Genomic DNA, 22,086 nt, shown 5'->3' on the forward strand with positions numbered 1-22,086 from the left:
GCGCACCTATCTGACGGTTTGACATCCGCCTCCTGGGGCGCCGGGGGGCGTGCCCGTCCGCCCCAGGAGGCTTGTCCTAGACTCGTCGCCATGTCGGGCTCTGCGCACCGCTTCGGGCCCCGCGGTCTCCGCCGCGGGGCAGCCCTGACATTGGTCTTCGGGTGTGCTCTCGCCACCGCCGCCGCGACCGGTTCGCTGCCGCAGGAGCCCGATCCCGGGACCGGCCCGCAGACGCGTGCCGTCTCCTCCACCGTCGCTCCGGTCGACCGCGACGAGATCGAGGACGCCGCCGCCGAGGCCGAGGCCGACGGGAAGTCCGTGAAGGACGCCGCCGAGGAGGTCGTCAGCCGCAGCGGGGACCGCTGGGGCGCGGTCTACGACCAGCGGGAGTACGAGGAGTTCGAGCAGGCGCTGGACGGCACCTACACCGGGATCGGGCTCTCCGCCCGGCGCACCGCCCGCGGCGACGTCACCGTCTCCCGCGTGCAGGCCGGCGGTCCCGCCGACCGGGCCGGCATCCGCGCCGGCGACCTGCTGCGCACCCTGGACGGCCGCGCGGTCGGCAAACGCCCCGTCGCGGAGGTCGTCGCGTTACTGCGCGGCGACGGTACGGGAGCGGCCGAGGGCAGCCGGGTGCGGCTCGGCCTGGTCCGGGACGGCCGGAGCTGGACCGAGACCCTGGAGCGGGCCCGGCTGACCACCGAGGCGGTCACCGTGCGGCGGCTGGGCGCCGAGCCCGCCTCGGCGGTCCTGATCAAGGTCGCCGCCTTCACCAAGGGCGCGGGAGCCGACGTCCGGGACGCGGTCCGGGACGCCCCCGACGGGGCCGGGATACTGCTCGACCTGCGCGCCAACTCCGGCGGACTCGTCGCCGAGGCCGTCGTCGCCGCCTCCGCCTTCCTGGACGGCGGCCTGGTCGCCACGTACGACGTGCGCGGCGATCAGCACGCCCTGTACGCCGACCCGGGCGGTGACACGGACCGGCCGGTCGTCGTCCTGGTCGACGGCGGCACGATGAGCGCCGCCGAGCTGCTGACCGGCGCGCTCCAGGACCGGGGCCGCGCGGTCACCGTCGGCTCGCCGACCTTCGGCAAGGGCTCCGTGCAGATGCCCAGCAAGCTCCCGGGCGGCTCGGTGGCCGAGCTGACCGTCGGCCACTACCGCACTCCGGGCGGCCGCAACGTCGACGGCAGGGGCATCACACCCGACCTCGTGGTGCGCGAGAGGGCCCAGCAGCGGGCCGAGACGGTATTGAGTGGCCTCGGGGGTGGGTCGTAGTGCGAAAATGACCGCACTATGGCGAAGGAAAAAGACACCGGGCGCAAGATGATCGCGCAGAACAAGAAGGCGCGGCACGACTACACGATCCTCGACACCTACGAGTGCGGTCTCGTCCTCATGGGTACGGAGGTCAAGTCCCTGCGCATGGGACGGGCCTCCCTGGTCGACGGCTTCGTCCAGATCGACGACCACGAGGCGTGGCTCCACAACATCCACGTACCCGAGTACGTCCAGGGCACCTGGACCAACCACACGGCCAAGCGGAAGCGCAAGCTGCTGCTGCACCGGGCCGAGATCGACAAGCTGGAGTCGAAGTCGCAGGAGACGGGCCACACCATCGTGCCGCTCGCGTTGTACTTCAAGGACGGCCGGGTCAAGGTCGAGATCGCGCTCGCGAAGGGCAAGAAGGAGTACGACAAGCGGCAGACGCTCCGCGAGAAGCAGGACACGAGGGAGACGAACCGCGCCATCTCGGCGGCCCGCCGGCGCCAGCGCAGCGCCTGAGGGACCCCCGGCGGGGGAATACGCTGGCATCGTCCGGCGTTGGTCACGTACGATGGGCCGTGCACCTCAGCGAAGGTGCGCGTTTTGAAAACACCACATGGGGATGATCGGTTTCGACAGCGGATGTCGAAGCAGGGGAAGCGAGTCGAGGAAGCGGCAATGATCTCGTAAACCATATGTCGCAAACAATAATCGCCAATTCCAAGCGCGATTCCTCCGCCTTCGCCCTCGCTGCCTAATTAGCAGCTAAGCGAAGACTCTGCGGAGTGTCAGCCCGGGGGTGATCCCGACCCGGATCCTGGCATCAACTAGGGATCTAAACTTCTCGGCCCGGCCACGGGGCCGAGAAGGAAATCAAACAGTGGCTGGGCCTGTCGGAGGCTTGTTCGCGTGACCTCCGGGGCCGAGAAAAGCGCAGCGAACTGCACTCGGAGAAGCCCTGGTTCCGCACCGTTGGACGCGGGTTCGATTCCCGCCATCTCCACAATTCCCATGTAGGCCGCTGCCCCGCGAGTTCGCTCGCGGGGCAGCGGCTTTTTCACGTCCGCCGCCGCTGTCCCCACCGGGCGCCCGCTCCCGCGATGACCAGGGCGAGGGCCGCAGCCGACATCGGGGCCGCGTAGCCGGGGACCGTCCCCGCGTGCTCGACCAGCCAGCCGCCCGTCGCCGCCCCGGCCGCCACCCCGCCCAGCAGCGCGGTCACCGAGAGCGTCATGCCCTCGTTCAACTGCTCCGGACGCGTGGCCCGCTGGACCAGCGTCATGCCCGTGACCATGGTGGGCGCGGTCGCCGCCCCCGCCAGCAGCAGGCAGAGCGCCAGGACCGGGAGCGAGGCCGAGCCGGCGGCGGCCAGCAGCGGCAGGGTCATCAGCGCCGTCATCCCGGTCAGGCACAGCAGCAGCCTGCGGTGGACGTGCCGGGCCTGCCGCAGCGAACCGTAGACCAGACCCGCCGCGCACGAGCCCGCCGCCTGGAGCGCCAGGATCGCGCCCCCGGCATGCGCGATGGAGACCACCTCCAGCGCTCCGAACACCGCGCCCGTGGCGAGGAACACCGCCAGCAGCGCGGGCATCCCCGGTGTGCGCAGGGGCGAGGCCACCGTCTCCGTGCGCGGGGTGACCGGCGGCTCCGTGGCGCGCTGGGCCGCGAAGATCAGGACGCCGGTCATCAGGAGCACCGCGCCCACCAGCGTGCCCGCCTCCGGGAACAGCGCCCCGCAGAGAGCCGCGGCCAGCACCGGGCCCAGCATGAAGCACAGCTCGTCGGCGGCCTGCTCGAAGGAGTTCGCGGTGTGCAGGGCCGCCGGATCACCCCGGTGCAGATGCGCCCAGCGGGCCCGCGACATCCCGCCGGTGTTCGGGGTCGTCGCGGTCGCGGCGTACGCGGCGAACAGGGTCCAGGCCGGGGCGTCGTGGTGCACGCACAGCACCAGGGCCAGCGAACCCAGCACGGCGAGCGCGGTGGCGGGCACGGCGACCCGCGCCTGCCCGAAGCGGTCCACGAGCCGGGCGGTGAACGGCGCGACGACCGCCGTGGCGGCCAGCCCGGTCGCGGTGACGGCCCCCGCGAGAGCGTACGAGCCCCGGGACCCGGCGATCATGATGACCGCGCTGACGCTGAGCATCCCCATCGGCAGCCGGGCGATCAGATTGCCCGCCGTGAAGGCCCGGGCCCCGGGCGTCGCCAGCAGCCGGAGGTACGGGTTAGACGACCGCCGTCGCCCGGTGCTCCCGGGCGCGGAGCGCGGGGCCGCGACCAACTGGCTGCCGGTGACGGCGAACAGGGGCGCGGGCGGGGGCGCGGCGGCCCGGTCCGGGCGGGCGGCGCGGACGGGCCGGGGTGCGGTCTCCGGGCGGGCGGCAGGGGATATCGGCATACGGCCAAGGCTCGCCGTGCCCCGACCCTCGGGTCCAACACCTTCTGCGCACCGATTCACGCGTACGTGTTGTGAATGGGGCCCAGGCGGTAGATTCGCGGCGTGCCTCCCGCCGACACCGACCCCCGACTCCTGCGTGCCTTCCTCGCCGTCGCCGACGAGCTGCACTTCACCCGGGCCGCCGCCCGCCTCTTCGTCGCGCAGCAGGCGCTGAGCCGGGACATCCGTCGGCTGGAACGCGAGCTGGGCGCCGAGCTGTTCGTCCGGACCACCCGGCAGGTCGCGCTCACCCCGGACGGCGAACGCCTGCTGCCGTACGCCCGCCGGGTGCTCGACGCGCACGCCGAACTCGCCGGGGCCTTCAGCGGCGGGCCCGCCCGGCCGCTGCTCGTCGACCTGAACAGCGACGGGGCCACCGCCGCCCGGGTGCTGGCGCGCGCCCGCGAACTGGTGCCCGAGTGCGAGCTGATGGCCCGCTTCGAGTCCGGGCTCACCTGGGCCGCGGCCGAGATCCTGGCCGGCCGGCTCGACGCCTCCTTCGGCCGGGCCGCCGGACTGGCCCCGGGGGTGCGCGCGGGGCTCTCCACGCACCCCGTGCGGTACGAGCCGATGGCCCTGATGCTGCCGGTGTCTCACCCCCTCGCGGAGCGGGCGGTCGTCCCCCTGGCCGAGCTGTCCGGAGAGACCGTCTACGCGGGGGCCGGCAACGAGCGGACGCGGGAGTGGACCGACCTCGCCGCATCGTTGTTCGCCGAGTGGGACATCGTGATGGCCCCGCCCGTACCGCTCGCCGTGGGTGTGGCCGAATTTCAGCGGGTCATGTCGAAGGGGGGACACCCCGTGCTCGCCGTCGTCGACTTTCCGCCGCTGCCCGGGACGGTGCTGCGGCCGCTCGTCGATCCGATTCCGCTTTCGCCGCTGTCGCTGGTCTGGCGGAAGGGGCTGAGGCATCCCGGCGTAGACGCCCTACGCCACGCTACGGCCCAGTTGTCCCTTGCCGAGGGATGGATGGTCCGGCCGTCCGGATCCTGGCTGCCCGAGACCGATCTGGCACTGATGCGTGACCATTCCTGATCACCTTCTTTCAGGGGCACGTGGGCGTCAACGCCGTGCGCTACCTTCATCGTCCGGGTGCATGGACGCCGGGTTCGTGGACGGGTGGGGGCCCAGTCCGACAGTAAAGAACCGGCCAATTCCGTGCGCCTGATTCACTGAGTGGGGGATGGCTGCACCTGTGGACAATTGGCGTGAAAGCAAAAGAACCGGGCACACGCACGAGCCCAACGACGCGACGATCCAACTCGACGGACTGGGCCGTCAACTCACCGAACTACCCGGCGAACCCGGCCCGCCGGACGGCTCCGACGGCCCCGTCTTCGTCGACGAGAGCGGCCGCCGCAGCAAGACCTACCGACGCCTCGGCTGGATTCTGGCCACGATCTGCGCCGGCTACGCCGTGACGCTGGTCCTCGCCGTCCTCGGCGGGAACTCCAGCGCCCCTTGGCTGCCCCTCTCCGGACCCAAGGAGGAGGCGAAGGCGGGGCAGGTCGAGGAGCTCCCCGAGCCCAGCGCCGACGCCGATGACGGCGACCTGTCCGACGACGCCCCGGAGCCGGGGCCCAGCGCCTCCGGCACCCCGGCGGCCGCCGCGTCCGGCGTCCCCGAGGGCGCCACTCCGTCGGCCACCTCCGTGATCGTTCCCGCCGGGGTGGCGGGCCGCCCCTCCGCGTCCGCCTCAGCGGACCCGTCCCGCCCCACCGGGGGCGGCGGCGCGGACAGGACCACGAAGCCGGCCCCCACGACCTCGACCGCGAAACCGCCGGTCGACCCCCCGCCGCCGTCCGGCGAGCCGGAGCCGACCGACCCGACGGTCCCGCCCGCCGAGAACCCCGACCCGCCGGTGCAAGAAGAGAGCGCCCCGTAAATGAACTACCCCGCCACGCGGGGCAGGAACGGCAAGAACGTCAGGAAGCGGAAGGCGCCACGCTGCCGGAGCCTGCTCAGGCTCCCCATGCGCTACCTCCTGCCGACGACTCTTCTCCTCGCCCTGCTCGCGATGCTGATGCTGCGCGGATACGTGCACAGCGAGATCCTCGCCGACCACCGGGTCCGCGACGCCGACCACCACAACGAGGTGCCGAAGGACATCCGCTCCGGCGGGCCCGTCATCGACGCCCGCTCCGGTGAAGCGAAGACCCTGCGCATCCCCGACCGCCGGATCGTCCTGACCTTCGACGACGGGCCCGACCCGGTGTGGACGCCGAAGGTGCTCGACAAACTGAAGGAGTACGACGCCCACGGGGTCTTCTTCGTCACCGGCACCATGGCCGCCCGCCACCCCGAGCTGGTCCGGCGGATGGTCGACGAGGGCCACGAGCTCGGCCTGCACACCTTCAACCACCCCGACCTCTCCTACCAGTCCACCGAGCGCATCGACTGGGAGCTGTCGCAGAACCAGCTGACGCTGGCGGGCGCGGCCGGCATCCGCACCTCGATCTTCCGGCCGCCGTACTCCTCCTTCTCGCGCGCCATGGACAACACGTCCTGGCCGGTCGCGGAGTACATCGGCAGCCGCGGCTACCTCACCGTCGTCACCGACACCGACAGCCAGGACTGGAAGCGCCCCGGGGCCCGCGCCATCGTCGAACGGGCCACGCCGAAGGACGGCAAGGGCGCGATCATCCTGATGCACGACTCCGGCGGCGACCGCTCGCAGACCGTGGCCGCGCTCGACACCCTGCTGCCGGACCTCAAGGAGCGGGGCTACACCTTCACCCGCCTCACCACGGCCCTGGGCGCCCCCAGCGCGCACACCCCGGTCACCGGGTCCGCGCTGTGGAAGGGCAAGGCGTTCGTCTCCGCCGTCGCCGTCTCCGAGCGGATCACCGGCGTGCTGGTCGTCGGGCTCGCCGTCATCGGCGTCCTGGTCCTCGCCCGCTTCGGCCTGATGCTGCTGCTCTCCTTCCTGCACGCCCGCAAGGTCCGCCGCCGGGACTTCCGTTGGGGCGAACCCCTCAGCCGCCCGGTCTCCGTCCTGGTCCCCGCGTACAACGAACGCGAGTGCATCGAGGCGACCGTGCGCTCCCTGGTCGCCGGCGACCACCCGATCGAGATCATCGTCATCGACGACGGCTCCACCGACGGCACCGCCGATCTCGTCGAGGCCATGCGGCTGCCCCGCGTACGCGTCGTGCGCCAGCGGAACGCGGGCAAGCCCGCCGCCCTCAACAACGGTATCCAGCAAGCCCGTTACGACATCGTCGTGATGATGGACGGCGACACCGTCTTCGAGCCGGCCACGGTCCGTGAGCTGGTCCAGCCCTTCGCCGACCCCCGGGTCGGAGCCGTCGCGGGCAACGCCAAGGTCGGCAACCGCGATTCCCTCATCGGCGCTTGGCAGCACATCGAGTACGTGATGGGCTTCAACCTGGACCGCCGGATGTACGACGTGCTCGGCTGCATGCCCACCATCCCCGGGGCCGTCGGGGCGTTCCGCCGCGAGGCTCTGGAGCGGGTCGGCGGGATGAGCGAGGACACCCTCGCCGAGGACACCGACGTCACCATGGCCCTGCACCGGGACGGCTGGCGCGTGGTCTACGCGGAGAACGCCCGCGCCTGGACCGAGGCCCCGGAGTCCGTGCAGCAGCTCTGGTCGCAGCGCTACCGGTGGAGTTACGGCACCATGCAGGCCATCTGGAAGCACCGCCGCGCGGTGATCGAACGCGGACCCTCGGGCCGCTTCGGACGGGTCGGGCTGCCGTTCGTCTCCCTGTTCATGGTCGTCGCCCCGCTGCTCGCGCCGCTCATCGACGTGTTCCTGCTGTACGGACTCGTCTTCGGCCCGACCGGCAGGACGGTCGCCGCCTGGTTCGGTGTGCTGCTCGTCCAGGCGGTCTGCGCCGCGTACGCGTTCCGGCTGGACAAGGAACGCATGACGCACCTGCTCTCCCTGCCGCTCCAGCAGATCCTCTACCGCCAGCTCATGTACGTCGTGCTGCTCCAGTCCTGGATCACCGCGCTCACCGGCGGCCGGCTGCGCTGGCAGAAGCTGCGCCGCACGGGTGCGGTGGAGGCCCCCGGCGGTGTCTCCGCCCAGCGCCCGAGACCGGCCGCCGCCGGATCCGTACGCGGCGACAGCGCCGACGAGAGGCCCTTCGTATGACGGCCCCGCCCCTGCCGAGGGCCGCCGCCCCGGACCCCGCGGTCCCGGCGCAGCCCGTCCCCGTAAAGCCGCAAAAGCCAGTCCGGGACCGGTACTTCGACCTGCTGCGGGCCCTCGCCCTCTTCCGGGTCGTCCTCTACCACCTGACCGGCTGGGCCTGGCTGCCCCTCGTCTTCCCCTCCATGGGCGTGATGTTCGCCCTGGCCGGGACGCTGATGGCGCGCTCGCTGAAACGCCCCGCCGTCCAGGTGATCCGGGGCCGCGTCCGCCGGCTCCTGCCGCCGCTGTGGCTGCTCGGCGCGATCGGCGTCACCGGCATGGTCGCCCAGGGCTGGGGCCCGGACGCCGAGGGCCACCCGGGCCGGTGGTGGCAGCACCTGGCGTACTGGGTGCTGCCGCTCAGCGATCCGCCGTACGCGGACGACGTGGCGGGCATCGCCGGATTCCTCGGGGCGGGCTGGCCGGAGGAGCTGGCCGGGCCGCTCTGGTACATCCGCGCCTACCTGTGGTTCGTGCTGTTCTCCCCGCTGATCCTGCGCGGACTGCGGCGACTGCCCTGGCCGACGCTGCTCGCGCCGCTGGCGCTCTCCGTCGTCATGCGCCTGGAGGTGTTCTCCACCACCGGCCGCCTCGACTCCGCGATCACCGACTTCTCCACCTTCGGCGCCTGCTGGGTCCTCGGCATGGCCCACCAGGAGGGTGTGCCGGGGCGGCTCCCCGCCTACGTCGTCCCCTCGCTCGCCCCGCTCTTCGCGGGCGCGGGGCTGTGGTGGGCGGCCCACGAGGGCTTCCGCAGCGGCTTCGACCTGGACTCCATCCCGCTCGCCCAGGCCCTGTGGTCCTTCGGCTGCGTGCTGCTCCTGCTGCACTACAGCCCGTCCTGGACCGAGTGGCCCCGGCGGCTGCGGGCCTTCGGCCGGCCGATCACCCTGCTCAACTCGCGGGCCGTGACCGTCTACCTCTGGCACAACGTCTGCATCCTGACCGCCGCCACGCTCTACGACCGGCTCTGGTCGGTGGACGCCCTCAGCGAGAACGTGCCCTGGCTGCTGGAGAGCTGGGCACCCGTCCTGCTGATCACCTGGGCGCTCATCGCACTCTGCGTCCTCGCCTTCGGCTGGGCCGAGGACGTCGCCGCCAAGCGCCGGCCGCAGCTCTGGCCGGACGGCAGGCGATAGGGGCAGGCGATAGGCGGCAGGCGGCAGGAGAGGACACCGCATCTCACCGGGCCGGGAGGGGACCGGTGAGAGCAAGGTTGCGCACCGGTCACCTCGCGGCACCACGCCGAAACGCGGGCTCCCTAGCGTCGGGGACAACACCCCGACCCCCTGTGGAGGCGCGTGATGGCAGGCCGTTGGATCGAGACCTGGGAGCCGGAGGACGAGACGTTCTGGCAGGAGAAGGGCGAACGGGTCGCCCGCCGCAACCTGTGGTTCTCCGTGCTCTCCGAGCACATCGGATTCTCCATCTGGACCCTGTGGTCGGTGATGGTCCTGTTCATGGGACCGGAGTACGGCATCGACCCGGCCGGGAAGTTCTTCCTCATCTCGACCGCCACCCTCGTGGGCGCGCTGGCGCGGGTGCCGTACACCTTCGCCGTCGCCCGCTTCGGCGGCCGCAACTGGACGGTCTTCAGCGCGGTGAGCCTGCTCGTCCCGACCCTGGCCGCGTTCTGGGTGATGGAGCCCGGGACCTCGTACGGCACGTTCGTGGCGGTCGCGGCGCTCACCGGGATCGGCGGCGGCAACTTCGCCTCGTCGATGACCAACATCAACGCCTTCTTCCCGCTGCGCGAGAAGGGCTGGGCGCTCGGCCTGAACGCGGGCGGCGGCAACATCGGCGTCCCCGTCGTCCAGCTCGTCGGCCTGCTCGTCGTCGGCACGCTGGGGGCCTCGCACCCCCGGATCGTCCTCGGCGTGTACCTCCCGCTGATCGTCCTGGCCGCCGTGTGCGCCGCCCTGTACATGGACAATCTGCGGCCCGTGAAGAACGACACCGGGGCCGCGCTGGAGGCCGTCCGCGACCCGCACACCTGGATCATGTCGATCCTCTACATCGGCACCTTCGGCTCGTTCATCGGCTACAGCTTCGCCTTCGGCCTGGTGCTCCAGACCCAGTTCGGCCGGACCCCGCTCCAGGCCGCCTCGCTCACCTTCATCGGCCCGCTGCTGGGCTCCCTGATCAGGCCCGTCGGGGGCCGGCTCGCCGACCGGTACGGCGGCGCGCGCATCACCCTGGCCACCTTCGCCGCGATGGCCGCCGCCACCGGCGTCGTCATCCACGCCTCCGGGACCGCCTCGCTGCCCGTCTTCCTCACCGGCTTCACCGCCCTGTTCGTCCTCACGGGCCTCGGCAACGGATCGACGTACAAGATGATCCCCGGCATCTTCCACACCAAGGCGCTGGCCCGGGGCCTCGACGGCGAGGCGGCCGCCGCCCACGGACGGCGGCTCTCCGGCGCGGCCATGGGCCTCATCGGGGCCGTCGGCGCACTCGGCGGCCTGGCCATCAACCTCGCCTTCCGCCAGTCCTTCCAGTCATCCGGCACCGGGACGGCGGCCTTCTGGTCCTTCCTCGCCTTCTACGGCGTGTGTCTCACGCTCACCTGGGCGGTATACCTTCGCCGCCCCGCGCCCGTGCCCGCACGGGCCCAGCTCGGCTACGCGGAGGTGTAGAAACGGCACGGTTCGGCGTCGTGCGACGTAACGGCCGGGAAATACGGGGGAACCGAGCCTGTCACGCACCGTTGGCAGGCTCGGGCCTCCGCAGATCGCGTACCAGCGGAAACATCGCGTGCCAGCGGGAACATCGCGTACGAGCGGGAACACGGGAGCCGGGGAACACGCCATGCAGGACGACGACACAACGCACGGCCCCCTCGCGGGCTTCACCGTCGGGGTGACCGCCGCCCGTCGCGCCGAGGAGCTCGCCACCCTCCTCAAACGCCGCGGGGCCGCCGTCCTGCACGCCCCCGCCCTGCGGATCGTGCAACTCGCCGACGACAGCGAGCTCCTCGCCGCCACCAAGGAGCTGATCGGCCACGCCCCCGACGTGGCGGTCGCCACCACCGCGATCGGCTTCCGCGGCTGGATCGAGGCGGCCGACGGCTGGGGCGTCGGCGACGCCCTGCTGGAGACCCTGCGCGGGGTCGAACTCCTCGCCCGGGGACCCAAGGTCAAGGGCGCCATCCGGGCCGCCGGACTCACCGAGGCCTGGTCGCCCGGGTCCGAATCGATGGCCGAGGTCCTTGACCGCCTTCTCGCCGAAGGCGTCGCCGGCCGCCGGATCGCCCTCCAGCTGCACGGCGAACCGCTGCCCGGTTTCGTCGAGTCCCTGACGGCCGCGGGCGCCGAGGTCGTCGTCGTCCCCGTCTACCGCTGGATGCCCCCGCAGGACCTCGCCCCGCTCGACCGCATGCTCGACGTCACCGCCACCCGGGGCCTGGACGCGATCACCTTCACCAGCGCCCCCGCCGCCGCCTCGTTCCTCGGCCGCGCCGAGACCCGCGGGCTGCTTCCCGAAGTCCTCGGCGCCCTGCGCGACGACGTGCTGGTCGCCTGCGTCGGACCGGTCACCGCACTCCCGCTCCAGGCCCGCGGCATCGCCACCCTCCAGCCGGAACGCTTCCGGCTCGGCCCCCTGGTCCAGCTGATGTGCGCCCACCTCCCGGCAACCGCCCGCATCCTGCCCGTCGCCGGTCACCGCGTCGAGATCCGGGGCCACGCCGTCCTCGTCGACGACGAACTGCGCGCGGTGCCGCCCGCGGGCATGGCTCTCCTGCACGCGCTGGCCCGCCGCCCCGGCTGGGTGGTGGCCCGCGCCGACCTGCTGCGGGCCCTGCCCGGCAGCGGCTCCGACGAGCACGCGGTGGAGACGGCGATGGCCCGGCTGCGCTCGGCGCTGGGCGTGCCGCGGCTGATCCAGACGGTCGTCAAGCGGGGCTACCGGCTGGCGCTGGACCCGGCGGCGGACACGAAGTACGGGCGCTGAGAGGCCCGTACGGAGGTCCGGGGCCGGTCCCTCGTCTCCGGGCGTCGGCCGCCGAGGGGGCCCTGCGGAGGCCCCCGGCCGCCCCGGCTAGCGTGACCGGATGACCGACCGCACCCACCTGCTCGCCCCGCTCGCCCCGGACGTGGCCTTCCGCCCCGCCGCGCTCACCGACGCGCCCTCCTTCGCCACGGCCCTCACCCGCAGCCGCCCGTACATGCGCCGCTGGGAACCCCTGCGCCCCGAGTCCTTCTACACCGTCGAGGGCCAGGCCGCCCGGCTCACCGCGCTGCTGGCCGACCGGGACGCCGGGCGGGCCATGCCCTGGGTGCTCGCGGACGCCGACGACCGGGTGATCGGCGGCTTCACGCTCTCCGGCATCGAGCGGGGCCCGTTCCGCAACGGCCGCCTCGGCTACTGGGTCGACGAGGCGCACGCCGGACGCGGGCTGGCCACCGCCGCCGTCGGCGCGGTCTGCGAGGCGGCCCGCGACCGGCTCGGTCTGCACCGTGTCGAGGCGGCGACCGTCACCGACAACACCCCGTCCCAGCGGGTGCTGGCCAAGGCCGGGTTCCAGCAGGTCGGCACGGCCCCCGGCTATCTGCACATCAACGGAGGCTGGCGCGACCACCATCTCTTCCAGCGGCTTCTGCACGACGACCCACCGGCCGGCTGAGCGTCGCCGCCGGGGCCTCCCGCACATGCACATGGCCGTCCAGCGGATAGTCGGGCGGCAGCGCGGGGATCACGCGCGCCATCGCGTATCCGCACTTCTCCGCCACCCGGCACGAGGCCGTGTTGTCCACCTGGTGCAGCAACTCCAGCCGTTTCATGCCCTGTTCGGCGAAGGTCGCGAACGCCCAGTCGGTCAGTGCCGTCAGCGCCCGTGATGCCACGCCCCGGCCGCGTGCTGGGGCTGTCGTCCAATAGCCCACCTCAGCAGAGTCGTTGAGCGGATCCAGCCCCTTCAGCACGACGTTGCCGAGCAGTTCGCCCTCCCGCCCGCTCTCCGTGACGGCGAAGCCGTAGCGGGTGCCCGCCACCCATCCCCTACGCTGCGCCTCCAGCCAGTCGGCCGCCCCGTCCGCCCCGGAGACCTGGATGGCCAGCCACCGCCGCATCGCCGGATCGTCGTACGCCCGCAGCAGCGCCGGCAGATCCTCCGCGCGCCACCGGCGCAGCCGCAGGTCCCCGGAGTCGATCACGGCGCTCCCGTCGTACGGCTCCATGCGTGCCTCCCCCTCGTGATCCATGGCCGCCACGGTACGGGGAAGGGCCCGCACCGGGACGGCGGCGGGGGTTCCGGCCGGGCCCCGACAGGAGCACTCTGGGGGTGGTCGTTCCACCGGGTGACCCAAGGCGGTGAGCGGGAGCATGTCGGCGGGCAGGGGTGCGCGGATGTGGCGGTTCGACGCGGGGCGGATCTGCCTCGATCTGGTGGCCACGGAGCGTGCGGGCGGAGCGCCCGGGACCTGCGAACAGCTCGACGGGCCGGAGCGCCTGGCCCAGTGGCTGACCGACGCCCGGCTCGTCCCGCCGGACACCGCGCTGTCGGGACTGGACGGCACCTGGGTCGCCCGGTTCCGCGAACTGCGCTCGGCGGTCGAGCGCCTGATGAACGCTCAGCTCGGCGGTCCGCCGGCCGATGGAGCGCTGGAGCGGGTCAACTCCCTGGCGTCCGGGGCCCCTCCCGGCCCCCGCGCGGTGCGCGGCGCGGACGGCGACCTGGTGCGGACCCTGAGCACCGCGCCCGACTGCGCGGGGCTCCTCGCCGCCGTCGCCCGGGACGCGGTGGACCTGCTCACCGACCCGGTCGCGCGGGCGGCCCTGCGCCGCTGCCAGGGCGAGGCCTGCCGCCGCCTCTACCTGGACACCTCGCGCGGCGGGCGGCGGCGGTGGTGCTCCGGCGAGGTCTGCGGCAACCGCGAACGGGTCGCCCGGCACCGGCGCAGGACCACGAGGGCGCCCGAGGTGTGCGGCACGGGGGAACCCGACGCGTACAGCCCGGAAAAAGAAATTCCGCCCGGCGTTGAGTGAACCGCGCCCCGCCCCCGTATCGATGGCCGAAGAGCTCGTTTCAGAGGTCTCGACCGGGAGGTTCGGGTGCGCAAGGATGCGGCCGTGGCCGATGACCGTCCGCACAGGGCTCGACATCGCAGTGAGCCGCCCCCGTCCCCCTCCGGGATACCGGACGAGGAACTGATGCGGGCGCTGTACCGCGAACACGCCGGGCCGCTGCTCGCGTACGTGCTCCGACTCGTCGCGGGCGACCGCCAGCGGGCCGAGGACGTGGTGCAGGAGACGCTCATCCGTGCCTGGAAGAACGCCGGCCGGCTCAACCGGGCCACCGGCTCCGTCCGACCCTGGCTGGTGACGGTCGCCCGGCGCATCGTCATCGACAACCACCGCAGCCGGCAGGCCCGGCCGCGCGAGGTCGATCCGTCGCCGCTGGAGGTCATTCCCGCGGAGGACGAGATCGACAAGGCGCTGTGGCTGATGACGCTCTCGGACGCGCTCGAAGATTTGACCCCCGCGCACCGGGAAGCATTGGTCGAGACCTACTTCAAGGGACGTACGGTCAACGAGGCCGCCGAAGTGCTCGGCGTCCCCAGCGGGACCGTGCGGTCCCGGGTGTTCTACGCACTCCGTTCGATGAAGCTCGCACTCGAAGAGAGGGGGATCACGGCATGAGCGACCAGCAGTGGCAGCCGTTCGGGCCCCGGCCTCCCGGCCACCGCACGCCGTCCGGTCCCTCAAGTCCCCCGTATCCCGCGGGTCCTGCACACCCCTCAGGGCCCGCGCATCTCTCCGGCGCCCCCGGCCACTCAGGCCCGCCGCGCCACTCCGGCCCACCCGGCCACTCCGGCCCGCCGCGCCACTCCGGCCCCTACGGCCCCGGCGCCGGTCCCGGCCCGCGGTCCGGAGGGTCCGAGGGGTCCGAGCACGACGCGGCCGCCGCGTACGTCCTCGGCATCCTCGACGACGCCCAGGCGACCGCCTTCGAGACCCACCTCGCGGGCTGCGCCCGGTGCGCCGCGCATCTCGACGAGTTCGCGGGGATGGAGCCGATGCTCGCGATGCTCTCCGAGGCGCCCGCCGCCGTGCCCGGAGCCCGTCCCGTACCCCACGTGCCCGAGCGGCCCGCGCCCCGGCTGCTCGGCGGGCTGATGGACGAGGTCGCGCACAGGCGGCACCGCCGCACCCGGCGCAGCCGCTACTGGGTGGCCGCGGCCGCCGCCCTGATCATCGGCGGCCCGGTCGCCGCGTTCGCGGTCACGGCGGGCGACGACCGGGGCGGCGGATCGGTGGCCGCGGGCGACCCGCACCCCACCAGCCCGGCCGAGGACGCCTTCTTCCAGCACATGACGGAGAAGGTCTCGGCGACCGACCCCACCACCCGGGTCGGCGCGACCGTCGGCATGGAGGAGAAGGCCTGGGGCACCCACACGGTCCTGGAGCTGAAGAACGTCAAAGGACCGCAGAAGTGCCATCTGGTCGCCGTCTCCAAGACCGGTGAGGAGGAGGTCGTCACCTCCTGGTCCGTCCCGCAGTGGGGGTACGGCATCGAGGGCGCGACGAACCCGACCGCGAAGGCCCCGCTGTACGTGCACGGCGGGGCGGCGATGGACCGCGAGGACATCGCCCGCTTCGAGGTGCGGACCTTCGACGGGGAGCGGCTGGTGGAGATCGGAGCCTGAGCGTGGTGGGGCCGGCCGCCGGCTCCGCCGCGACGCGCGATCGTCCCCGGGGCCGGTCGTCGAACTGCCGCGTGCCGCGCCGCGCCGGGCACGCACGCTCCCTACTCCGCGCGGCCGCCTTCCGGGCAATGACGGCGGTTTGACGACAGGCCCCGGTCGGCAGGTGCGCTCGGGCCCCCTTCGCTATAAGGTTGACGGCTGCCCAGTGCTGTTAAGAAGGGGGCCTCGGTGGCCGCGCAGGATGCCGCTGTCGAATCGCTGCGGGACCGGGAAATCGGTGTCGAGCAAGAGCATCTCGACCGTGTTTATCACCGCCTCGAAGAGAAGATCCACGAGGCGGAATTCCTTATGACCGACGCCGTCAAGGGCGGCCAGGTCGGTACCCCCGGCGCGCTCGCGGAGCGGGACGCCCAGGTGTTCCGGGCGGGGATCCACCTCAACCGGCTGAACAGCGAGTTCGAGGACTTCCTCTTCGGGAGGATCGATCTGCTGCTCGGCAAGGACGGGGAGCGCGGCCCGGACGGCGCGTACACCTCGGTCGAGCCGGCCGACGACTCCGTACGCGACGACGCCACCGCCGACATCGCGGAGACGCTCCACATCGGCCGGATCGGGGTCCTGGACGCCGACTACGCGCCGCTGGTGATCGACTGGCGGGCCCCGGCCGCCGCCCCGTTCTACCGCTCCACCCCGAAGGGCCCGGGCCGTGTCGTACGCCGCCGGGTCATCCGCTCCAAGGGCCGCAAGGTCCTCGGGGTCGAGGACGACCTGATGCGCCCGGAGCTGACGGCGTTCCTGGACGGCGAGAAACTGCCGGTGATCGGGGACGGCGCGCTGATGGAGGCGCTCGGCCAGGCCCGCAGCCACACCATGCGGGACATCGTCTCCTCCATCCAGGCCGAACAGGACCTGGTCATCCGGGCCCCCGCCGCGTCCGTCACCGAGGTCACCGGCGGCCCCGGCACCGGCAAGACCGCGGTCGCCCTGCACCGGGCGGCGTATCTGCTCTACCAGAACCGGCGGCGGTACGCGGGCGGCATCCTGATCGTCTCGCCCACCCCGCTCCTGGTCGCGTACACCGAAGGGGTGCTGCCCGCACTCGGCGAGGAGGGCCAGGTCGCGATCCGCGCGATCGGCTCGCTCTCCGACGACGCGGCGGGCCTCGAAGGGGCCACCGCGTACGACGAGCCTGCCGTGGCCCGGATCAAGGGCTCCTCCCGCATGCTCCACGTGCTGCGCAAGGCCGCCCGGGGCGCGCTGGAGCAGGGCCGGCCCGCCGCACCGCGCGCGGAGACGGGCCAGCTCTCCTTCGGCGAGGAGCCGGGGGACGGCCCGACGGCCGCCCCGGCCACCCCCGACCGGCTGCGTGTCGTCGCCTTCGGGACCCGGGTCGAGCTGGAGGCCGACGAGCTCCGGCGCATCCGGCACAACGTGCTGGGCGGCACCGCCCCGGTCAACCTGCTGCGTCCGCGCGCCCGCAAGCTGCTGCTGGACGCCCTGTGGAGCAAGTCCTCCGGACGCGGCCGGTACACCGATCCCCAGCTGGTGGCGGAGCTGCGCTCGTCGTTCGACGAGGACGTCTCCACCGAGACCCCGTTCCTGGAGTTCCTCGACGCCTGGTGGCCCGAGCTGAAGCCGCGCCGGGTGCTGGCCGCGATGGCCGACGAGCGGCGGCTGGCCCGCTGGTCGCGGCGCATCCTCAACCAGGGCGAGACGCGCCGTCTGGCCCGCTCCCTGAAGCGTCTGGACCCGGACGGCGACGGGCCGCTCTCCGTCCACGACGTGGCGCTCCTGGACGAGCTCCAGGCGCTGCTGGGCACCCCGGCCCGGCCCAAGCGCAAGCGCGAGGCGGACCCGCTGGACCAGCTCACCGGTCTGGAGGAGCTGATGCCGCAGCGCGAGGAGACCCAGTGGGAGCGGGCCGAGCGGCTGGCGGCGGAGCGCACCGAGTACGCCCACGTCATCGTCGACGAGGCGCAGGACCTCACCCCGATGCAGTGGCGCATGGTCGGCCGCCGCGGCCGGCACGCCACCTGGACGATCGTCGGCGACCCGGCCCAGTCCTCGTGGTCCGACCCGGACGAGGCGGCCGCGGCCCGGGACGAGGCGCTCGGCTCCCGGCCGCGCCGCCGCTTCACCCTCACCGTCAACTACCGCAACCCGGCGGAGATCGCCGAGCTGGCCGCCAAGGTGCTGGCGCTGGCGATGCCCGGCATGGAGTCCCCGGCCGCGGTCCGCTCGACCGGGGTGGTGCCGCGCTTCGAGCCGGTGCGCGGCGGGGACCTGGCCGCCACGGTCCGCGAGGAGGCAGCGCGGCTGCTGGCGCGGGTGGACGGCACGGTCGGCGTGGTCGTCGCGATGAACCGGCGCGCCCAGGCCCGCGAGTGGCTCGCGGAGCTGGGGGAGCGGGTGGCGGCGCTGGGCAGCCTGGAGGCCAAGGGCCTGGAGTACGACGCCACGGTGGTCGTCTCGCCCGCGGAGATCGCGGACGAGTCCCCGGCCGGACTGCGGGTGCTGTACGTGGCGCTGACCCGGGCGACGCAGCAGCTCACGGTGGTCTCGGGGGAGCGGGACATGCCGGACGAGGACGGTGTGCCCGACCTGCTGAGGGACTGACGCCGTGAGGGTTCGGCGAGTCAACCTGTCGTACGGGAATCACTTCTCCGGGGTGTTTGTTACCGTGGTACTGGCACCGGCTCGATCCAAGCCCCCGGGCCCAACCTTCGTCGCTTCGAGCGACCACTTGCCGCGAGGCGAGCATGGCGGGTCGGTGCCACTCAACTGAAGATGACAGACCCGCGTCACCTGCTGGTGGCGCGGGTCTGTTCTTGTTTCTGGAGTCCCTTGGGGGTTCCGCCGAACGGGTGACTTCTCGTATGGTGGAAACTACTTTCCGAAAGACGGCAGTCATTACCGGCTACCAGCCGGTAGGTGCGACGATCGGGAGGCGCATCCGGAGCGTGGGTTCCGGATGTGCGGCAATGAAGCTAAGGAAAGCGAAGGACTCGGCCATGGCAACGGCGCCCAGCGTCTCGTACTCGATGACGGTCAGGCTGGAGGTGCCCGCGAGCGGCACCGCGGTCTCCCAGCTCACCACGGCCGTGGAGTCCTCCGGGGGCTCGGTCACCGGCCTCGACGTGACCGCATCCGGCCACGAGAAGCTGCGGATCGACGTCACCATCGCCGCCACCTCCACCTCGCACGCGGACGAGATCGTCGAAGGTCTGCGCGACATCGAGGGCGTCGTGCTGGGCAAGGTCTCCGACCGTACGTTCCTCATGCACCTCGGCGGCAAGATCGAGATGGCGTCGAAGCACCCCATCCGCAACCGTGACGACCTCTCGATGATCTACACCCCCGGCGTCGCCCGGGTCTGCATGGCCATCGCCGAGAACCCCGAGGACGCGCGCCGCCTCACCATCAAGCGCAACTCCGTCGCAGTTGTGACGGACGGCTCCGCGGTGCTGGGCCTCGGCAACATCGGCCCGATGGCCTCGCTGCCCGTCATGGAGGGCAAGGCGGCCCTCTTCAAGCGCTTCGCCGGCATCGACGCCTGGCCGATCTGCCTGGACACCCAGGACACCGACGCGATCGTCGAGATCGTCAAGGCGATCGCCCCGGGCTTCGCGGGCATCAACCTGGAGGACATCTCCGCGCCGCGCTGCTTCGAGATCGAGGCCCGGCTGCGCGAGGCCCTCGACATCCCCGTCTTCCACGACGACCAGCACGGCACCGCGATCGTCGTGCTGGCCGCCCTCACCAACGCCCTGCGCGTGGTGGGCAAGAACACCGGAGACGTACGGGTCGTCATGTCCGGCGCGGGAGCGGCCGGTACGGCCATCCTGAAGCTGCTCATCGCCGCGGGCGTCAAGCACGCCGTCGTCGCCGACATCCACGGTGTGGTGCACGCCGGACGCGAGGACCTCGTCGCGGCCGACCCCGACTCGCCGCTGCGCTGGATCGCCGACAACACCAACCCCGAGGGCGTCACCGGCACTCTCAAGGAGGCCGTCGTCGGAGCCGACGTCTTCATCGGCGTCTCCGCCCCGAACGTCCTGAACGGCGACGACGTCGCCGCGATGGCGGACGGTGCGATCGTGTTCGCGCTCGCGAACCCGGACCCCGAGGTCGACCCGGCGATCGCCCGCCAGACGGCCGCGGTCGTCGCCACCGGCCGCTCGGACTTCCCCAACCAGATCAACAACGTGCTGGTCTTCCCGGGTGTGTTCCGCGGTCTGCTGGACGCCCAGTCCCGCACCGTCAACACGGAGATGATGCTCGCCGCCGCCGGAGCCCTCGCCGACGTGGTCGCCGAGGATGAGGTCAACGCGAACTACATCATCCCCTCGGTCTTCAACGACAAGGTCGCGGGCGCGGTCGCCGGAGCCGTCCGGGCCGCCGCCAAGGCCGCCGGGGCCACCGCGGTCGACCCCGCCGCGACCATCTGACCCAGCCGTTTCGGGGCCCTTTCGAGGGGTACGCGCGAAGTACCCCGGGCCGCACCCGCCCGTGCCGTACGGCGCGTCGCGGGTCGCGGCGCCCCAAACGCCCCTTTAGGGTGGGCGGGCAGTGGGCCCTGCGGGGCCCGGCATCCGCTGCGGACCGCTCGGCCAAGTCGACGGAGCGTCACCACGAGCAAACCGTGGCGCTTTTCATTGACCCCGAAGGGTTCCGGATTGGCTTTCCCGCCGCTGGTGGGGGCAGGATGCGTAATCGGGCGAGAGGGTCTGACATCAGACCCGGGTCCGGGGACTGTCAGAGGGCCCTGGCAGCATCGGCTTCGATCTCACGCCTCACAGGCAAGAAGAACACGGGAGTAACAACATGAACCGCAGTGAGCTGGTGGCCGCCCTGGCCGACCGCGCCGAGGTGACTCGCAAGGACGCCGACGCCGTGCTGGCCGCGCTCGCCGAGACCGTCGGTGAGATCGTCGCCAAGGGCGACGAGAAGGTCACCATCCCCGGCTTCCTGACCTTCGAGCGCACCCACCGTGCCGCTCGCACCGCTCGGAACCCGCAGACCGGCGACCCGATCAACATCCCCGCCGGCTACAGCGTGAAGGTCTCCGCGGGCTCGAAGCTCAAGGAAGCCGCCAAGGGCAAGTAACCCCCAAAGGCGCAACGAGGGCGGCCACTCCCGACCAGGAGTGGCCGCCCTTGCGTATGCCCGGGGCACATGCGCCCCGCACAGGCGCCCCGGGCCCTCCCGGGGCCCCGGGAGGCTACGGGTGCATCCGCGCGCCCTTGAGGACCTTGTCCACGGCGTTGCGCGGCCCGTACACGGCGAGCCCCACCAGGTCGAGCGCGTCCCGGCCCACCGCCCGTACGGCCGCCCGGTTGTCCCGGTCGTTCCCCGTGCCGAACAGGTCCGCGGTGAACACGGCCGTCGTCAGCGACCGGGACAGCGCCTTGGCGTGCGCGGCGGTCATCGTCTCCTTCGACCCCTCGAAGACCAGAACGGGCTGCCGGATCATCGGCAGATACCCGGTGGAGTCGGCGTCCTCGTAGGGTTCGCCGATCACCTCCGGCACCGCCGTCCCCAGACCGCTGATCAGAAAGGCGGTCACATTCAGCCGCTGCCAGGTCTCCAGGTCGTCCCGGAGCAGCACCGCGACCTTCGTGTCGAAGCGGACCGGAGCGGTCCCGGCGGCCGGGGCGGGTTCCGTGGTGGTGGCGGTTTCCGTCGTCGTGTCTTCCATGGTCCGAGACTGGCCGCCGGACCCGGGCGGGGTCTTGTACGTTCTTGACGTGACCCGGGAGACCCGCCCGCAGGAGGTCTCGGCCTGGCGACCGGACGTCGCCGGCGTCGTGGAGGTCTTCCACGCCCGCTTCACCGCCCACGCCTACCCCATGCACGTCCACGACGCCTGGACGCTCCTGATCGTCGACGACGGGGCAGTCCGCTACGACCTGGACCGCCATGAGCGCGCCACCCCGGGCGGCACGGTGAGCCTCCTGCCGCCGGGCGTCCCGCACAACGGTTCGCCCGCGACCGCCGACGGCTTCCGCAAACGCGTCCTCTACCTCGACATGACGCTGCTCGACGCGGGCCTCATCGGGCCCGCCGTGGACACCCCGGACCTCGCCGACCCGCTGCTGCGCACCCGCGTCGGGCAGCTGCACACCGCCCTCTCGGACCCGGGCGACGCGTTCGAGGCGGAGAGCCGCCTGGCGTTCGTCGGCGAGCGGCTGCGGGGCCACCTGCGCCCCGGGCACTCCCCGGCCGGCCCGGAGCCGGGCCCGGGCGTGGCGCGGGACCTGCGCGAGCTCCTGGACGAGCGGCTGCGCGAGGGCGTCACCCTGGCCGAGGCCGCCCGCCTGGTCCACGCGCACCCGACCCACCTCGTACGGGCCTTCAGCGCGGCCTACGCCATCGCGCCGCACCAGTACGTGACGTCCCGCCGCGTCGACCGGGCCCGCCGGCTGCTGCTCGACGGGGTGCCGCCCGGCGAGGCGGCCGCCGCCGTGGGCTTCCACGACCAGTCCCACCTGACCCGGCACTTCAAGCGGATCGCCGGCACCACCCCCGGCCGCTACGCCCGCCACGCCCGCTCACAAGGCCTCCAAGGCCTCCAGGAG

19 protein-coding genes and 1 other RNA gene are annotated in these 22,086 nt (G+C 72.6%); 17 read left to right on the plus strand and 3 right to left on the minus strand.

Annotated features, from left to right (window positions below; genetic code table 11):
* The first annotated feature begins 90 nt into the window (after positions 1–90).
* From ACFWRV_RS34280 to ssrA, 3 genes are all read left to right on the plus strand, one after another.
* Entirely contained in the window at positions 91–1,278 is a 1,188-nt protein-coding gene (locus ACFWRV_RS34280) for a S41 family peptidase (protein ID WP_384339826.1), read from the plus strand.
* Between the two features lie 18 nt (positions 1,279–1,296).
* Positions 1,297–1,785 (plus strand): SsrA-binding protein SmpB, encoded by a 489-nt coding sequence (gene smpB / locus ACFWRV_RS34285; protein ID WP_097934728.1) that lies wholly within the window; start codon positions 1,297–1,299, stop codon positions 1,783–1,785.
* A gap of 99 nt (positions 1,786–1,884) precedes the next feature.
* Positions 1,885–2,272, plus strand: a transfer-messenger RNA (tmRNA) gene (gene ssrA, locus ACFWRV_RS34290).
* 51 nt (positions 2,273–2,323) lie between these two features.
* On the opposite strand, the gene ACFWRV_RS34295 is transcribed toward ssrA, so the two are convergent.
* Complete coding sequence (locus tag ACFWRV_RS34295; RefSeq protein ID WP_384339827.1) at positions 2,324–3,661, minus strand: MFS transporter; 1,338 nt, start codon at positions 3,659–3,661, stop codon at positions 2,324–2,326.
* A 102-nt stretch (positions 3,662–3,763) separates the two neighbouring features.
* On the opposite strand from ACFWRV_RS34295, the gene ACFWRV_RS34300 reads away from it, so the two are divergent.
* From ACFWRV_RS34300 to ACFWRV_RS34330, 7 genes are all read left to right on the plus strand, one after another.
* A complete protein-coding gene (locus ACFWRV_RS34300) occupies positions 3,764–4,735 on the plus strand; it encodes a LysR family transcriptional regulator (protein ID WP_384339828.1) in 972 nt (323 codons plus the stop codon).
* 160 nt (positions 4,736–4,895) lie between these two features.
* Positions 4,896–5,585 (plus strand): hypothetical protein, encoded by a 690-nt coding sequence (locus tag ACFWRV_RS34305; protein ID WP_384339829.1) that lies wholly within the window; start codon positions 4,896–4,898, stop codon positions 5,583–5,585.
* 87 nt (positions 5,586–5,672) lie between these two features.
* Positions 5,673–7,823 carry a glycosyltransferase gene (locus tag ACFWRV_RS34310; protein ID WP_384339841.1) on the plus strand — a complete coding sequence of 717 codons (2,151 nt, stop codon included), beginning with the start codon at positions 5,673–5,675 and terminating at the stop codon, positions 7,821–7,823.
* Complete coding sequence (locus tag ACFWRV_RS34315; protein WP_384339830.1) at positions 7,820–9,001, plus strand: acyltransferase family protein; 1,182 nt, start codon at positions 7,820–7,822, stop codon at positions 8,999–9,001. The genes ACFWRV_RS34310 and ACFWRV_RS34315 overlap by 4 nt, the downstream gene beginning before the upstream one ends.
* Positions 9,002–9,166: 165 nt before the next feature.
* Positions 9,167–10,498 (plus strand): nitrate/nitrite transporter, encoded by a 1,332-nt coding sequence (locus ACFWRV_RS34320; RefSeq protein ID WP_384339831.1) that lies wholly within the window; start codon positions 9,167–9,169, stop codon positions 10,496–10,498.
* Positions 10,499–10,670: 172 nt separating this feature from the next.
* Positions 10,671–11,813, plus strand: coding sequence for a uroporphyrinogen-III synthase (locus ACFWRV_RS34325; protein WP_384339832.1), 1,143 nt, complete (start codon positions 10,671–10,673; stop codon positions 11,811–11,813).
* A gap of 100 nt (positions 11,814–11,913) precedes the next feature.
* Positions 11,914–12,486: a GNAT family N-acetyltransferase gene (locus tag ACFWRV_RS34330; protein ID WP_384339833.1), complete on the plus strand. Its 573-nt coding sequence runs from the start codon at positions 11,914–11,916 to the stop codon at positions 12,484–12,486.
* Here the strand turns inward: ACFWRV_RS34330 and ACFWRV_RS34335 are convergent.
* Positions 12,419–13,063: a GNAT family N-acetyltransferase gene (locus tag ACFWRV_RS34335; protein ID WP_384339834.1), complete on the minus strand. Its 645-nt coding sequence runs from the start codon at positions 13,061–13,063 to the stop codon at positions 12,419–12,421. The two genes, ACFWRV_RS34330 and ACFWRV_RS34335, sit on opposite strands and share 68 nt — an antisense overlap.
* A 121-nt stretch (positions 13,064–13,184) precedes the next feature.
* Between ACFWRV_RS34335 and ACFWRV_RS34340 the strand changes: the two genes are divergently transcribed.
* The 6 genes from ACFWRV_RS34340 to ACFWRV_RS34365 all read left to right on the plus strand — a co-directional run bounded on the left by ACFWRV_RS34340 (position 13,185) and on the right by ACFWRV_RS34365 (position 20,614).
* Positions 13,185–13,847: a CGNR zinc finger domain-containing protein gene (locus ACFWRV_RS34340; RefSeq protein ID WP_384339835.1), complete on the plus strand. Its 663-nt coding sequence runs from the start codon at positions 13,185–13,187 to the stop codon at positions 13,845–13,847.
* A 66-nt stretch (positions 13,848–13,913) separates the two neighbouring features.
* The gene (locus ACFWRV_RS34345; protein ID WP_063739458.1) at positions 13,914–14,501 is read left to right on the plus strand and encodes a sigma-70 family RNA polymerase sigma factor; all 588 of its coding nucleotides are present in this window, start codon (positions 13,914–13,916) and stop codon (positions 14,499–14,501) included.
* A complete protein-coding gene (locus ACFWRV_RS34350) occupies positions 14,498–15,508 on the plus strand; it encodes an anti-sigma factor family protein (RefSeq protein WP_384339836.1) in 1,011 nt (336 codons plus the stop codon). Before ACFWRV_RS34345 ends, ACFWRV_RS34350 begins: the two co-directional genes overlap by 4 nt.
* 228 nt (positions 15,509–15,736) lie before the next feature.
* Positions 15,737–18,124 (plus strand): HelD family protein, encoded by a 2,388-nt coding sequence (locus ACFWRV_RS34355; protein WP_384339837.1) that lies wholly within the window; start codon positions 15,737–15,739, stop codon positions 18,122–18,124.
* 395 nt (positions 18,125–18,519) lie between these two features.
* On the plus strand, positions 18,520–19,956 hold the full coding sequence (locus ACFWRV_RS34360) for an NAD-dependent malic enzyme (protein ID WP_384339838.1): 1,437 nt from the start codon (positions 18,520–18,522) through the stop codon (positions 19,954–19,956).
* 376 nt (positions 19,957–20,332) lie between these two features.
* The gene (locus ACFWRV_RS34365; RefSeq protein ID WP_003968811.1) at positions 20,333–20,614 is read left to right on the plus strand and encodes an HU family DNA-binding protein; all 282 of its coding nucleotides are present in this window, start codon (positions 20,333–20,335) and stop codon (positions 20,612–20,614) included.
* A 115-nt stretch (positions 20,615–20,729) separates the two neighbouring features.
* On the opposite strand, the gene ACFWRV_RS34370 is transcribed toward ACFWRV_RS34365, so the two are convergent.
* Positions 20,730–21,206 carry a DUF2000 family protein gene (locus ACFWRV_RS34370; protein WP_384339839.1) on the minus strand — a complete coding sequence of 159 codons (477 nt, stop codon included), beginning with the start codon at positions 21,204–21,206 and terminating at the stop codon, positions 20,730–20,732.
* 49 nt (positions 21,207–21,255) lie between these two features.
* On the opposite strand from ACFWRV_RS34370, the gene ACFWRV_RS34375 reads away from it, so the two are divergent.
* Positions 21,256–22,086: AraC family transcriptional regulator (locus ACFWRV_RS34375; RefSeq protein ID WP_384339840.1), on the plus strand; the 831-nt coding region annotated here is incomplete at its 3' end.

This window comes from Streptomyces sp. NPDC058576 (assembly GCF_042718715.1).
Taxonomy (GTDB): domain Bacteria; phylum Actinomycetota; class Actinomycetes; order Streptomycetales; family Streptomycetaceae; genus Streptomyces.